15 protein-coding genes and 3 pseudogenes are annotated in these 12,428 nt (G+C 55.7%); 10 read left to right on the top strand and 8 right to left on the bottom strand.

The annotated features are described in order from the left end of the window. The first annotated feature begins 201 nt into the window (after nt 1-201). The 3 genes from C464_RS12805 to C464_RS12800 all read left to right on the top strand — a co-directional run bounded on the left by C464_RS12805 (nt 202) and on the right by C464_RS12800 (nt 2,147). Nucleotides 202-396 carry a hypothetical protein gene (locus C464_RS12805; RefSeq protein WP_049911159.1) on the top strand — a complete coding sequence of 65 codons (195 nt, stop codon included), beginning with the start codon at nt 202-204 and terminating at the stop codon, nt 394-396. A gap of 5 nt (nt 397-401) precedes the next feature. Beyond that, nucleotides 402-581, top strand: a complete 180-nt coding sequence (locus C464_RS18570) for a hypothetical protein (protein ID WP_152420947.1) — start codon at nt 402-404, stop codon at nt 579-581. A 513-nt stretch (nt 582-1,094) separates the two neighbouring features. Further along, the gene (locus tag C464_RS12800) at nt 1,095-2,147 is read left to right on the top strand and encodes a transglutaminase-like domain-containing protein (protein WP_080510452.1); all 1,053 of its coding nucleotides are present in this window, start codon (nt 1,095-1,097) and stop codon (nt 2,145-2,147) included. 42 nt (nt 2,148-2,189) lie between these two features. Here the strand turns inward: C464_RS12800 and C464_RS12795 are convergent, their stop codons facing one another. Beyond that, a complete protein-coding gene (locus tag C464_RS12795; protein ID WP_152420946.1) occupies nt 2,190-3,569 on the bottom strand; it encodes a hypothetical protein in 1,380 nt (459 codons plus the stop codon). 670 nt (nt 3,570-4,239) lie between these two features. Beyond that, nucleotides 4,240-4,437 carry a hypothetical protein gene (locus C464_RS12790; RefSeq protein ID WP_006114165.1) on the bottom strand — a complete coding sequence of 66 codons (198 nt, stop codon included), beginning with the start codon at nt 4,435-4,437 and terminating at the stop codon, nt 4,240-4,242. A 497-nt stretch (nt 4,438-4,934) separates the two neighbouring features. On the opposite strand from C464_RS12790, the gene C464_RS12785 reads away from it, so the two are divergent. Further along, the gene (locus C464_RS12785) at nt 4,935-5,312 is read left to right on the top strand and encodes a hypothetical protein (RefSeq protein ID WP_049911157.1); all 378 of its coding nucleotides are present in this window, start codon (nt 4,935-4,937) and stop codon (nt 5,310-5,312) included. A 322-nt stretch (nt 5,313-5,634) separates the two neighbouring features. On the opposite strand, the gene C464_RS12780 is transcribed toward C464_RS12785, so the two are convergent. The 5 genes and pseudogenes from C464_RS12780 to C464_RS19675 form a co-directional block, all read right to left on the bottom strand. After that, nucleotides 5,635-6,858: an RNA-guided endonuclease InsQ/TnpB family protein gene (locus C464_RS12780; RefSeq protein ID WP_006114164.1), complete on the bottom strand. Its 1,224-nt coding sequence runs from the start codon at nt 6,856-6,858 to the stop codon at nt 5,635-5,637. A gap of 9 nt (nt 6,859-6,867) precedes the next feature. Continuing rightward, on the bottom strand, nt 6,868-7,011 hold the full coding sequence (locus C464_RS18565) for a DUF2080 family transposase-associated protein (RefSeq protein WP_152420945.1): 144 nt from the start codon (nt 7,009-7,011) through the stop codon (nt 6,868-6,870). A gap of 333 nt (nt 7,012-7,344) precedes the next feature. After that, entirely contained in the window at nt 7,345-7,638 is a 294-nt protein-coding gene (locus tag C464_RS12775; protein WP_006114163.1) for a type II toxin-antitoxin system RelE family toxin, read from the bottom strand. Next, a complete protein-coding gene (locus tag C464_RS12770; RefSeq protein ID WP_006114162.1) occupies nt 7,631-7,825 on the bottom strand; it encodes a hypothetical protein in 195 nt (64 codons plus the stop codon). The genes C464_RS12775 and C464_RS12770 overlap by 8 nt, the downstream gene beginning before the upstream one ends. Nucleotides 7,826-7,884: 59 nt before the next feature. Continuing rightward, a pseudogene (locus C464_RS19675) lies at nt 7,885-8,013 on the bottom strand (TRAM domain-containing protein); the annotation flags it as partial. Nucleotides 8,014-8,050: 37 nt separating this feature from the next. On the opposite strand from C464_RS19675, the gene C464_RS12765 reads away from it, so the two are divergent. From C464_RS12765 to C464_RS12755, 3 genes are all read left to right on the top strand, one after another. Then, nucleotides 8,051-9,046: a hypothetical protein gene (locus C464_RS12765; protein WP_006114161.1), complete on the top strand. Its 996-nt coding sequence runs from the start codon at nt 8,051-8,053 to the stop codon at nt 9,044-9,046. Between the two features lie 64 nt (nt 9,047-9,110). Further along, nucleotides 9,111-9,380: an AbrB/MazE/SpoVT family DNA-binding domain-containing protein gene (locus C464_RS12760; RefSeq protein ID WP_006114160.1), complete on the top strand. Its 270-nt coding sequence runs from the start codon at nt 9,111-9,113 to the stop codon at nt 9,378-9,380. Continuing rightward, nucleotides 9,380-9,808, top strand: coding sequence for a type II toxin-antitoxin system VapC family toxin (locus C464_RS12755; protein WP_049911155.1), 429 nt, complete (start codon nt 9,380-9,382; stop codon nt 9,806-9,808). Before C464_RS12760 ends, C464_RS12755 begins: the two co-directional genes overlap by 1 nt. Before the next feature lie 129 nt (nt 9,809-9,937). On the opposite strand, the pseudogene C464_RS19990 reads toward C464_RS12755, so the two are convergent. Continuing rightward, nucleotides 9,938-10,039 (bottom strand): annotated as a pseudogene (locus C464_RS19990) (RNA-guided endonuclease TnpB family protein); the annotation flags it as partial. Nucleotides 10,040-10,626: 587 nt separating this feature from the next. Here C464_RS19990 and C464_RS19275 point away from each other — a divergent pair. The 3 genes and pseudogenes from C464_RS19275 (at nt 10,627) to C464_RS12745 (ending at nt 12,312) form a co-directional block, all read left to right on the top strand. Next, nucleotides 10,627-11,400 (top strand): hypothetical protein, encoded by a 774-nt coding sequence (locus tag C464_RS19275; protein WP_049911154.1) that lies wholly within the window; start codon nt 10,627-10,629, stop codon nt 11,398-11,400. Nucleotides 11,401-11,411: 11 nt separating this feature from the next. Further along, a pseudogene (locus C464_RS17615) lies at nt 11,412-11,683 on the top strand (zinc ribbon domain-containing protein); the annotation flags it as partial. An 86-nt stretch (nt 11,684-11,769) separates the two neighbouring features. Further along, nucleotides 11,770-12,312, top strand: a complete 543-nt coding sequence (locus C464_RS12745) for a ribbon-helix-helix protein, CopG family (protein ID WP_049911152.1) — start codon at nt 11,770-11,772, stop codon at nt 12,310-12,312. The last annotated feature ends 116 nt before the right edge of the window (nt 12,313-12,428 follow it).

Below are 12,428 nucleotides of genomic sequence, written 5' to 3'. Positions count from 1 at the left end.
AAACTCAGGAATGTCACCGAACAGTGGTTCGTGGAGAGTTCTGTCGGATTCATCCTGCGGCTAAAGCCGCAGGTATTCTCCTCGAATCTGTATAAAATCGATCAAGTGCCTCTAGCAGACGAGTGGGTCGTTTGAGAGGCTGTGTTAAGCTATAATTACATGTAATTAGTTTTTTGTTGCTGGTGTTATGATAGTGAGTTGATGGCTGAAGAAACGAAGGACTCGGGACAGCGAACGGTTCTCGAAGCATGTAGCATTCTCATCGAGACTGCGATGCGGGGCGTCCGAAACACGGCGATCACACAGTACGACCGGGTCGTGGGAGCTACTGGAGATTTTGAGGCACCCATTCGCCAGCGCACACAGATCATCCATGGCGGGTCAGGGAGCGGCTGATCTTGATGGCAGAACCCGATGTCGCCTACCCGGACGCAGTTTTGACGTTGATGCCGCTCACACTGCTCACAGCACATTTTGTCGGCGTAACCTTTGAGGCGTATACAGTTGCGATATCAACTGCGCTTGTCGTCTGTTGTCTGCTCATGCTGGACAGCCTCTTCTGGCACACGCCCGTTGGATGATTGATTTTTGAGTATAGAGAACGTCAACCGGCGTATCTTGAGTGAAGTGAAACGCTACCGGCGATGACCGTTCTGTTGGTTCCGGCAGCGATCGCACTGGGACGCTGCGGAGAGTCCGCGTGGGATCCGCCGCCCGCACTCACACCGAGGGCCGTCGGAGGTCTCTGTCATATAATATTGATACAGTTAGTCCCACATAACACTTTCTCAACAATTAGGGAGAATCGAGGAGAAGGCCTCGCGCTTTAGCGCGGGGAGGATGTCAATTCTAGAAAACAGCCACATTGAGGGTGGATTGATGCCACGACCCGCGCAAGTTGAGTAAGATGACCAGGACTGGTCAAGGCGACCACTCTTTCAGGACAACTCCCAAGAAACACGCACAAACTCACAACATGCCTCCCTGCGTCAGTAGCCGAGCCCCAACGAGGAACTCCTTTTGTTTTATTACGCAGCGAATGTCAAAAATCTACAAGTACGTTCGGGACATGAGAACGTGACAGAGGAGACACAATGTGTGGCCCTACACTCGGATCGATACGGACCGTTATTGCGGATTTCGTGCTCACGGCCGTTTTCAGCGCTGTGCCGATTGTACTCTGTGGCGGTGCTGCCGAGGCGTTGTTTGGGCTGCCATTCTTGAGCTTTGAGCAGTTTCTCAGACTCGCTGTCGTAATCGGCGTGTTTGATGGGTTTGCGGATCAGGTGTTCAAGTGGAGGTTCGGTCCGTTCGCGACGATCGTCCTCCTGTTTGGACTCGGCCTCGGAGGCGCTGAACTATATTTTGACCTCCTCGGAGTGAGTCCCTCGGCGGTTTTCGGAGGTGCTGTCGCGCTTGCGCTCCTCGTTCTCTTCACCGACACCTCACAGGGGTCGTCGAATGGGGCTGACAGTCCAAACCGGCAGCGCTCAGCGGTCAATCGCTCGAACGACGATGCGGACGCTGACGAAACGACAGTCTCGCCCAATCTAAACCGTGACGCGGAGGCAGCCTCCGACCCGTTTACCAAGAAGATCGACCCAACGGCCGTCAGAACAACTGCTGTTGACATTGCGAGCGACCACACTTCAGGTGGCGGCACGTTCAGCTACTCACAGGCGGCCGCGATTCATCAGTACCTCAATGAGAACATTACGTACGTGCCAGACCCGAGCACAAAAAACTACGTTGCGCCACCCGAAGAAACTCTTGAAACAGGGGCTGGCGACTGTGATTGCCAGGCTGTCTTGGTCGCCTCGATGCTCGAAGCTATCGGCGCGACCACGCGGCTCGTCCTTTGTGAATCCGTCTCTGGAAACCGCCACCTCCTCGCAGAAGTACACCTCGCAAGCAACAAAGGCGAGACATCAGGCGTCGCCAACTCGCTCAGCGGATACTACAACAACCGCGGGGGCTACAATTCCTTCTACTATGAGTCTGACGACGACAACCGGTACTGGTACCCCGCTGACACGGCCATTGGACGTTACATCGGGGACGTCCACCAACTCTCTGATAACGGCTACATCCACGGTCCCGATGCGGACGGATCGTGGTCGTGGCACAGCGCGGAATATTACGATTGACGAGTGGCTCCACGTACCTTGGTCGAAGAGCTTGGTGGTGTCCTATGGTGACCCACCCGAGACGTACTGCTCGGAGAGCGCGTCACCGATAGCGATTGCGAGTCCGATGCCTGCGGGGAGGAGATGGATCGAAAGCACGCTCGCAAGTGAGAGTGGCCACAGCACTACAGCACACACTACAATCGTCGCACACACCAGGGCGTTGGCAGGGCGTGTTCCAAACCGGGCTTTCAGATCCGGAAGCACGAACAACATAATGAGTGCGAGGACGGATGCGACGACATCCCGGAAGATGAACACGGCAAACGGAATCGCTTGAACCACAAGCGCGCCCGGAACAGCGTACTGGTCCGACTCGCTAGGTTGGGGGGCGCGTTCACTGGTGATTGTGATGGATTTCCAGATCAACACTGGCCCGAGCAGAAGCAGACCGATTGTAAGGAGGGGCCGGGAAACGAACTCGAGCGGGAGTCGTTCTGGCACCGCTACCAACAGAAATCCACTGACGAACACGCTGCCCGGGAAGAATAGCCCAACGGGGCGCGCAACCGGTGGAAAGCCAGCCGACTGACCCGCCCAATGAGTAATGAACGCTGGCAACCGATACAGCGTGCGAAGCCAGAACCAAACACCGTAGCCCGCATACACTGCCAGCACCAGTCCGACACCGAGAAACCCGACCCAACTACCGGCCTGCTGTGCTCCAATCAACTGGCCATATGACATATTGAATACCACGAGCAAAAATAGTCCCGAGAGCACGAAGCCGGTCAAGACAGTAATGAGCGCATATCGGCCTTTGCTGGTGCTGCTCGCTTTCAGGATTCCCTGCGTCAGCCGGGCCTCAACGTCGAGCGTTGCGGACGTCACGAGGGGCCTAAGCGGTGCTGGAAGCGGTCGGCTTGACGCAAGCCAGGTGAGACCGAGGAGGATCCCGAGCTCGGGGAGAGGGCTGAGCCCGGCGGCGAACCCTCCAATCAATCCGATGGAAAAACACCCGATAGTGAGCGTCCCAACACGCTTCCAGTCGCCACTGTCAGTTGTCGGGACGAGGCACACGACCGTTCCCATCGTCACACCTGCCATCCGGAGTGCTGACGTTTCGAGCGGTGGCGAAATGGGGCCGAGAAGGCGAAAGTACATCGCGTGCCACGTGACCGCATAAGCAGTCGCGCTTCCTGCGATGACAGATCGTTGTACCATGTTGGTTGGTGTAAGGTGGTCTACGTCAGCAGTCGAGACATAGAGTACAACCGCGAACAGGGCCCAATTCACGGCTGGAATAGAGAACAGTCGGAGTGCCGTTCCGGTGGCAGCCCCTACACCGGAACTCAAAACGAGTTCCTCAGTGGTGCCGACCAGTCGGTAGAGTGACAGGGCACCGAGCGCGCCGAAGGTTCGCGACCGCAGCTGGAACGCCACGCTGCCTGAAACTATACTCCCTTGTTTGAATATTTTTCCGCGCTTGCTGTCGCCACGACCGACAGCGGGCAAACAGCGCACTCCACGATTCGGGAACACGAACGCTGAAGCCCGCTCGCGCTTACCTCCAATTCAGTTTTGCTGGTGAAGGGCGGAAGCCACTTTGAGCGCGTTCTCGATTCCTTGCGTTGGTTTTTATTCATCTTGTTTTAGCGTTGAGTATACCCTACGGTACTTTCACACAGGGAGACACCAGCCACAGTGGCGTGGCGGTCAACGATTGTATCTTCGAGTGTCGCATCCTGAATGGCTGCGTCTGAGAACACGACTGTCCGGGAGAGTGTTACATCTGTTACCGTCGCTCCGTCGAGAATTTCGACGCCGAAGTCGAGCGTCACGTTCTCTGTGGTTGCGCTGTCAGCGACGTACGTCCCATCGTCGAGGATAAACTCGAGAGCATCGAGGTAACTGTCTGCGGTGCCAATGTCGAACTAGGCGTCATCAAACACGTCTAAGTGTCGGCTTCACCCTCGGGGTCAAGCCCCGAGGCGCTCGCCTTGTTTTCTCTATAGATTTGGAACAGAACGGCCCAATTGGGCGTTTGATGCTGACTGGGGATCACTACTGTCTGAGGTCTCTCGGTGGATATCCACCATTCTAGATCGCTCTGCTACTTCTGAAGTATCCAGTACGCCAACCCAAGCGCCTCGCGGAGCGTGACGCCAGCGGCAAACACATAGACGGCCTCCAACGGCAGCGGAAGAAAGTCAATTGTAGCGACAGCTACTGACATGATAATCCCCATCCCCACCCACGCGAACGCGAACTGCCGGTCCGCGCTTGACGATTGTGTCCCCAACTGAGCCATACTGTCACTTCTCGTGAGTCGCACAAAAGCGTTCACCCGTCACTTCGATCTTGACCTTTGAGACAGACACAGCCGACATTTGACTCACGGGCAGATTCCCAGGTGGATAATATCTTCAGGCACATCCCACAGAAATGCCTCAGCTAAGTGGTCCACGCTGGGAGGCGCTTGGTCGAATCTAGTTTCTCTTAAATGTATACTCAGCAGTGTATTCGTATGGTTGCGACGCTGCTAGGCCCAGTTGCTGGCACCCCTCAGACAGCCTTCATCGCGGTCGCTCTCGCTCTCACGCTCGGGCTTGTGTTACTCTCCTCCAGTGAGTGAAAAGCCAAAGTCAACTGCCTCGATTTTACGTCGATCTGAGGTGAATTCTTTTGAGCGCTGATAGCGAGATTCACGAAGAGCGAGCCACCCTCACTCGTTGAGCTAATTACATTCTTCTGAAACAACTGAAATAAACAGTTGAATATTTGCCATAACGAACGACAATCTATGGTATGGCCTCTCGCAACGGCGGTAGTGCCGACACTCTGCTGCCAGTAGCTGGCAGCCACCGCCCGCCGATCAAGCTACTCGGCGGCGTGTTGTGGTCGCTCGTGATTGTGTTATTCGTTGTACTCTGGCGTGTCGGCAACTTTGCCGACGCACCACCACACCTGCTGACGAATGCTGAAATGATCGGCCAAGTAGTCGGTGTGCTCGCTGTGTTCCTCCTCACGGTTCCGGTGGTGTTTGCGCTCTGTCGTGGGAGAAGCGACACCGAGACCAAGGACGTACGGGGCACACCCGACGAGTACTCAGGGAACAACACTTCGTCCGAGAACGGCGACCACACAGGGCAAGGTTCGCTTAACTCGACCTATTCACATCGATAGGGGTGCGTGGTCCATTTCGGTGAGGACGTCGTACTCCCTACAGAGAAGCGGTTGAGTACGGGGAAAACAGTCCACAGACAAGGGTCACGGTTCGGGCGGACTGACTGTCTCGTGCGCTCATCCGTGTTTTCTCAGTACAACCAGAGCAGGCTGTGTCTCAAATCTGTTTCCAGAGAGTTCGAGTCGGTGTAACAGTCCAATCAGCCATCCCGCTATTTGGATTTAGCACTGAAAATACCAATAGCGACCAGTGTATTTGGAGGAATGCCACTACTCAAGCGAGATATCTTCAATGAGGTGGCATCTGGTGAACTACCCCACCCTACCGCTCGCCTGCCGGCTCACGCTTGAGGGTGGGGCTTCCTGCTTCCACGACGCGCTTTGCTGACACCGAATCGGTGTCCGTAGGGAACGCAGTCTCCACAGGCGTTGATTCGGGGCGTCCCGCTCCTAACTGCTTCATACCGCGAGAAAGGATATTCCACGCCGCGTTCGCGTCCCTGTCTGCCTCAAACCCACAGGCAGGACAAGAGTGTTCACGCACCCACAACGGTTTCTCCGTCTCCACGCCACACGACGCACACTCCTTAGTCGTCCCCGCCGGGTCTACTGCCACGAAGTGCGTCCCCTCGCGTTCGCACTTATATTCGAGCATCCACAGGAATGTTCCCCATGCCGCACCTGCTCGGTTGCGCGAGTTACCCGGCAGTTCGACCAGTCCCTTCGCATCCAAGTCCTCCATGGCAACCAAGTCGTACTCAGTGGCGTAGTAGTTCGACAATTTGTGGAGAAAGTCACGCCGCTTTCGCTTGAGGTCGTCGTGGCGCTTTGCCACGATTCGGCGTTGTTTCTCCCAATTCGCAGAGCCGTGTTCTTTTCGCGAGAGGTCCCGCTGTGCGCTTTCCAACCGTTCGCGTTCGTCTGAGAGGTCGGGTGATTCGACAGCCGTGCCGTCCGTATCGTGTGCGTACTTGAGAATCCCTACGTCGATGCCGACGAACCTCTCGGGATTCTCGGGTTTCTCCGGCGGGTCGTCGGGAGTCTCGACCCCGAGGATGGCGTACCACTTACCGGTGGGTTCCTGCTTGACGGTGACGGTCTTGATTTCGGCGTCGTCAGGCAGATCGCGGTGGAAGGTGATCGGGATTTCTCCGAGTTTCGAGAGCCACAGTCGCGCCCGACCGCTCGTGTTTTTGAGCTTGAAGCCGGATTGACTGTAGGTGAAACTGCGGTACTCGCTTGGTGACTTCCAGTTGAGTGTTCCGACGTGGTAGCCGTTCTCTTTGCGACTACGGAGCGTTGAGAGGTTGTCGTATAGCCGCTGAACGACTTTTTGAAGAACCTTCGAGTGAACGTCTTTCAGATCGTCCCACCACTCTTTGAGGTCAGGGAGGCGCTTCTGCTCGGAGTATGCCGAGGCGTCGTCGATTCGGTTGAGTCGGTGGAGAAAGTGGTTATAGACCTGTCTACAAGTATCGACGGTCCACACTAACAGGTCTTCGAGCGCGTCAGACGGGTGGAGCCGATACCTGTAGTTGTAGTTCATCTGCCGGGTCTATTCGTCGGTAGGTTCGCTTGTTCTGACGATTTTCACATCTGCGCCACGCCAGTCCTTCGGGACGAGGACATGAGCGCCGTTGCCGGTGGCTTTCGCCGTCCCTGCGATGACTTCGTGGCCTTCTATTTCGTGCCTATCCATCAGCTGAGTTTAAACAATATATAAACATAAATGTGTCCATACGTGGGCCTGTGGGCCAAGCGTCGAACGTGTTTGCGAACTGTGCGGCGCTGTATCCCCTCCCTACTCGCTCCCTTCGGTCGCTCCTTGAGGAAGGGGCCTTAGCGCCTCAATTCAGGTAAAATCGTTCCCACAACGACACCGGAGGGGGCGTATTCGACGTTCCGGCCTGACCTACTTCCCCCCTCAAGCACGAACAACAACCTGTTGAAGGATTTTGTGTAGGAATTGTGAATCGCTCTCCGAATCCGAAGGTAGGTCTACAGGACGGAGCGGGAGTCTTGGAGCAAGTGTTCAGAACCCGTATCGCTTGTGTGCCTCGTCGATAGGCACAATCTCCAACACGCGGACCTCGTTTTCGTTTTCCAAGACGGTGTAGATGGCCGTGTAGGTTCGAGAAATGTGTATCCGGTACCGTTCGCTGCGGCCGTCGATAGGGAGTTTCTCTTTGTCACCGCGGCCGCGCCCTGGGTACGGGTTCTCCGCGGGATAGCCGAGGTTCTCTTTACAGATTCGCTCGGTCTTCTCGTCGGCAACCTCAAGAAACTCACGCGCTTTGTCGGCGAGTAGGACGTCGTACTCAGACATCTGAGAGGGGCGTCAACTCGTCGCTGTCCGCCTCCTCTAACTCCTGGAAGCGCTGCTCTAAGTCTTTGCGGCGGCGGTGCTGAGCCATCTCTTGGAGGAGCTCGTCGTAGGTCTGGCCAGGCTCTTTCAGCTCATGGAGTTCCTTCCGAGTCTCCTCGGTCACCGGGAGGCGCTTGTCGGCGGACATGGTCTGTGTAGACGTATAGGGCTGACAGTCTTAACAGTTCGGGGAGTTCTAGGCAGTGTTCAATCTTTGAGAGAGTCAGAGCGGGGACCACGATCCACGACCGCTGCGAAGGCCACGTTCTCACGGACCTGTTGTATCTCGACGGTAACGTGGTCGCCGACGCTCGTCTCGGGCACAATCTCAACAAAGAAGAACGCATTTTGCCCACATCCTCGTAGTAGGACTATGCCTCACGAGTGCGACGATTGTGGTGAGTCGTTCGAGACACTCACCCGCCTCCGCCTCCACGACTGTGCGGATGTCAAGTCGGAGACACCCGTTGGTTCGGCGGATCTCGGACAGTCACAATCCACAGGTTCGTCGCCAGCCGACAAACAAAACGCATCTGTCACCGAACTTGATACTCTACTCGACCGGTTCTCGAACGGTGACAGAGACGCTCTTCACGACGCAGTCGTCGAGTTCGAGTCAGCGCTCTCGGCTGCGCTCGAGGAAGACAACAGTGGCGAGGCATACCGAGACGTGTTCTGGCCGTACCACGAGCGCGTTAGTGACGCCCTTGATCAAGCGACGCGATCAGCGGGCTGGAACTTCCTCGAGAATGTGGTAGATGTGCACGATCCGACTGCGGCTGACGAGCTTCCGCTCGTGACGCCCACGATCGCGAATGCTGTGGGACGGAATCTAATTCGCACGCGATTAACCGAGAATGTGGAGGCGATTCCAGTTGCGGCGCTTGAGTACCTCGATGCCGTCGCAGTCGCTGCCGGCGATACAGCCGATACCACACAGGAGGAAGTCCACGCGTACGGATGGGGAATCGGGCATCCCGACCACTCGGTGGCCGACCGTCTCCACGCTCGCGCCTCGGAAGATATCTTCTCGGTGAATCCGACGCTCGAACACGCGTTCTACGCCGATCAGTACGCAGCGGTCGATCTGCTCGAAGCGTTACTGAGAGACGAGTCGATCGACGGGACGTTCTCGCGTCCCGTCCGTGACGATATGCCGTTTCGCCGCTATCTACTCGACAGCGTTTACGGGCTGCAGACGGACGACCACTGGCCAGGGATGCCGCGGCACTACGACTGGCACGAGGAGTTCGACGACACGTTCGAGTTAGACGACACGGTCGAACAGCGCATCCGTGAGCTCGTCGAAGCGGCCGGCTTCGACGCCGATTTGCCGAATGACTGGACGCTCCGGGATCTTGGTATCTGAGGGATCAACAGTCCGTCACACAGGTGGCGCAACATGTACTGTGTGGGAGCGCGTACGATCGCGTATGGCAACCGGCGACCCCCCAGAAGAGACTACGGTCAGCGATAGCGGGATGGTTACGATTCCGGCAGCCCTCCGCCGGCGTCTTGACATCGAACCCGGTGACAAGCTCCGGTGGACCACTGACAGCGAGGGAAACCTCTCTGTAGCGGTCGTCAAGCAGCACTATGGCGCGTTCGACGACTTTGAGCCAGTCCAGATGGGGGGTGGTGGCTCTGACACCCACGGCCTCGCAGGCTACGAGGACGATTCCGCGTTCTCAGAGTCCAACTGATGGCAGTCGCCGTGATCGATACGTGTGTGCTAATGGGGATGGCCGACATTGACGACGAACACCACGACATCGCGATGGAGATTGTCCGTGGAATCGACCATGGTGAGCTTCCGACAGCCCGGGTGACGAATTATATTATTCTCGAAACGTTCAATTGGATACACGCCCGGAAGCGACACGAGACAGCCACCGAGACGTATGAGCGGTTGAATCAGTCTGCGGGGTTCGAAGTGCTCCACGCAGCACAGAAAGACTTCACTACCGCTGTTGATCTCTTCGAGACTCATGAGGACCTCTCCTTCGGTGATGCGACTATTGCTGCGTACATGGAACGTGAGGGCATTGAGTACCTCTATTCGTTTGATGATGATTTCGACGCGATTCAGGGACTCACCCGGCTAGAGACGTCAGACAATCCTTTCCGTTGAAATTCCAGATACCGGCGACAACCACACAAACTGTCGTGGCCTCGCAGCCAACACCTACTCAGCTTGACATTCTCTCCGCCCTGAAGGGCGAAGATTCCCACGGCACCGCACCGTTGGGTTGGGATATTGGGGTTTACAGTCTACCACCTCTGCCCGAGGTTGGAATCCTCGAGAGAGGTCGTGAAGGTAGACTCCGGGCTGTGCCAACCAGCCGGTACNCAGTCTACCACCTCTGCCCGAGGTTGGAATCCTCGAGAGAGGTCGTGAAGGTAGACTCCGGGCTGTGCCAACCAGCCGGTACTCCTATCCCGGCATGAGATCCGGAGGTACTTTTGACTGCTTACACCCTATTTCGGCACGGAAGAGGGTTTCTTCTGCTTGAAATGAGGGAATCCCGATATTGTCCGATTAGTGGGGCGGGTAGACCGCCTCGGTTACGGTTAAATAGCTCTCAGGTTACTTAAAATATCTTCTCGGCACGTCGAATGTGGTTCGTGTAGGGTTTGTCGGATTCATCCCCGCCGTTCACGGCGGGACTTTCTCCTCAATTCTCTATCAGACGCTCAGGACCAAGTCGATCCCGTCGTGGCGGAGTCGGTCCGAAGGTAGCATTCCTCATGTTGCTAGCCGGTGTTGGTGCGCTCATCTTTCTGGTGAAGCTTCTGTTTGTACTGTGGCCAGTTGATGTGGTGTTTTGGCACTTACGGAGAATCGAGGAGAAAGCCTCGCGCTTTAGCGCAGGGATGAGTCTGACACTGCTCTTCACTCTAAACCGTTTCAGTTGTTTTATTACAACGGACCGACCATTTCATATCTGTATGGCCCTCCAACTCAGCCATGCGGTTAGCGACGGTATTCGCCGAACAGTCTCTCGAACAGGTGGAATCTTATTTTTTGCATTCCTCGCGATCCAGTTCGGGCTTCAAATAAGCGCCAACAGCGCTATAGTGGGGCTTATTCCCCCAGAGGCTGCCGAACAGTTTAACCAAGCAGCTGGAATCACTCTTCCGATTTCCGGTAGGGTTAGTGTCGTTCTGTTCATCTCGCTTATGATTTTGAGTGCGACATACTTCGTTATCCTCTCGCGAACGTTTGCGCAATCGCAGAGCGAGATGTCCCGCTTCCCTGCGACGTTGAGTCACCAGCTCGGACGGACCACGATTTTCGCGCTTATCGGTGGGCTGATCATCACCGTCTCGATTATGTTTGGTACCGTTCTCTTGATTGTTCCTGGCCTATTTCTCGCAGCTTCGTTCTTGTTTTTCATTTTTGCTGTCGCTGTCGAAGAACGGGGAATCATCAGCAGCCTCAAGCGGAGCTGGGACTTGGCTCGTGGATCTCGGCTTAAACTCGGTATCCTCGTTGTTATGTCTGCGATCTTTGGAGGTGTAATTGGTACTATCACGCCATTGTTGACTCTTGCTGGCCTCCCAATCGCAGCCGATGTTGTGACGGTCGTTCTTATAGCGGCATTTTTCGTGCCGTACTACGCGATCATCGCATCGGCGTACCTCCAGCTACGAGGTCAAGAGGACGACCAGAACCACCCGGCACAAAATCCGGTTAACGTCTCACAGACACCTAAGCTCTAGCCGCCACCACTGTTGAAGTGGTGAATCCAGCCTACACAAGCCAGCAGTGTGGTCATTCCGAGTGTGGGTTCACACATGAGGATAACCGCGACGGCGATGAGTTTGTGTGTCAGAAGTGCGGCAAAGAGCTACACAGCGACTACAACGCGGCGCGAAACATAGCAGCGCGGTATCTCCGGAATCGGCGTAAGTCTGGTTCTGGAGGGGCACCAATCACCTTGCCCTGAAGTCAGGAACAGTGAATGGGAGCGGCGATTTCACGCCCACCGTATCACGCGGGTAGACCGGGAGTTCACTGACAAACCCCGGTGTTTACGCCGGGTGTAAGTGATCAGCGCGTATTTCACACGGGACCACATTCAGTGCCGTATGGCTGGAGATAGACTTACGATCTCTTTAGACGAACAGTCACGAGACGCACTTGACGAGCTTGTCGAGCTCACTGGAGAGGGGCAGAGCGAGACGGTCCGACGCGCAATTATCTTTTACGCAGCGAACTTCCAAGTGGCGAACTCAAATACGAACGTCGACCTAGAGCAGTACTACCAGATGCTCTCTGGCGGCGAACACGTCCTCCTCGATATCGACTTTCTCCACGGCCTATTGGACAACGTCGAGTTGGAGAGCGGAGAGCCTAGCCCCGAGTTCAAGGAGGTAATCGATCAAGTTGCTGGATTCCATGCCGACGAGTACCGGACGCGATTTGCGAGTCTCGGGGACATCCTTGACTGGCTGTCATTCTGTGGCTTCCTCACCGCCCGGAAAGCCGACGACAACACCTATCACGTCGTCTTCCCGACAGAGAAAGTCAAGTGGTTCATGACCCGATTCATCCAGCGCAGCACGGAGAAGCTTGATTTTGAAGTCGAGGTTTCGGAAGGGGTCTCAAAAGTTCTTATTACCGAGGTGTAGTTTCACACAAATACATACCGAGTACGTGATCCTCTTAATTACGCTTTTAATAGTTGGTATATTGATAACGAGTATCAATGGGCAACCGTACACAAAACGATCGCCTTACTCTTGTT

Source organism: Halorubrum coriense DSM 10284 (assembly GCF_000337035.1).
GTDB lineage: Archaea > Halobacteriota > Halobacteria > Halobacteriales > Haloferacaceae > Halorubrum > Halorubrum coriense.
The sequence above is the reverse complement of the archived record's forward strand: the minus strand, read 5'-3'. Positions and strand labels throughout refer to the sequence as shown.

Excerpts from the sequence above, each read along its gene's own strand:
- C464_RS18565 (WP_152420945.1), bottom strand. The coding sequence starts at position 7,011 with ATGGATAGGCACGAAATAGAAGGCCACGAAGTCATCGCAGGGACGGCG.
- C464_RS12780 (WP_006114164.1), bottom strand. The coding sequence starts at position 6,858 with ATGAACTACAACTACAGGTATCGGCTCCACCCGTCTGACGCGCTCGAA.
- C464_RS12805 (WP_049911159.1), top strand. The coding sequence starts at position 202 with ATGGCTGAAGAAACGAAGGACTCGGGACAGCGAACGGTTCTCGAAGCA.
- C464_RS12760 (WP_006114160.1), top strand. The coding sequence starts at position 9,111 with ATGGCAACCGGCGACCCCCCAGAAGAGACTACGGTCAGCGATAGCGGG.
- C464_RS12755 (WP_049911155.1), top strand. The coding sequence starts at position 9,380 with ATGGCAGTCGCCGTGATCGATACGTGTGTGCTAATGGGGATGGCCGAC.
- C464_RS12775 (WP_006114163.1), bottom strand. The coding sequence starts at position 7,638 with ATGTCTGAGTACGACGTCCTACTCGCCGACAAAGCGCGTGAGTTTCTT.
- C464_RS12800 (WP_080510452.1), top strand. The coding sequence starts at position 1,095 with ATGTGTGGCCCTACACTCGGATCGATACGGACCGTTATTGCGGATTTC.
- C464_RS18570 (WP_152420947.1), top strand. The coding sequence starts at position 402 with ATGGCAGAACCCGATGTCGCCTACCCGGACGCAGTTTTGACGTTGATG.
- C464_RS12790 (WP_006114165.1), bottom strand. The coding sequence starts at position 4,437 with ATGGCTCAGTTGGGGACACAATCGTCAAGCGCGGACCGGCAGTTCGCG.
- C464_RS12745 (WP_049911152.1), top strand. The coding sequence starts at position 11,770 with ATGGCTGGAGATAGACTTACGATCTCTTTAGACGAACAGTCACGAGAC.
- C464_RS19275 (WP_049911154.1), top strand. The coding sequence starts at position 10,627 with ATGGCCCTCCAACTCAGCCATGCGGTTAGCGACGGTATTCGCCGAACA.
- C464_RS12765 (WP_006114161.1), top strand. The coding sequence starts at position 8,051 with ATGCCTCACGAGTGCGACGATTGTGGTGAGTCGTTCGAGACACTCACC.
- C464_RS12785 (WP_049911157.1), top strand. The coding sequence starts at position 4,935 with ATGGCCTCTCGCAACGGCGGTAGTGCCGACACTCTGCTGCCAGTAGCT.
- C464_RS12770 (WP_006114162.1), bottom strand. The coding sequence starts at position 7,825 with ATGTCCGCCGACAAGCGCCTCCCGGTGACCGAGGAGACTCGGAAGGAA.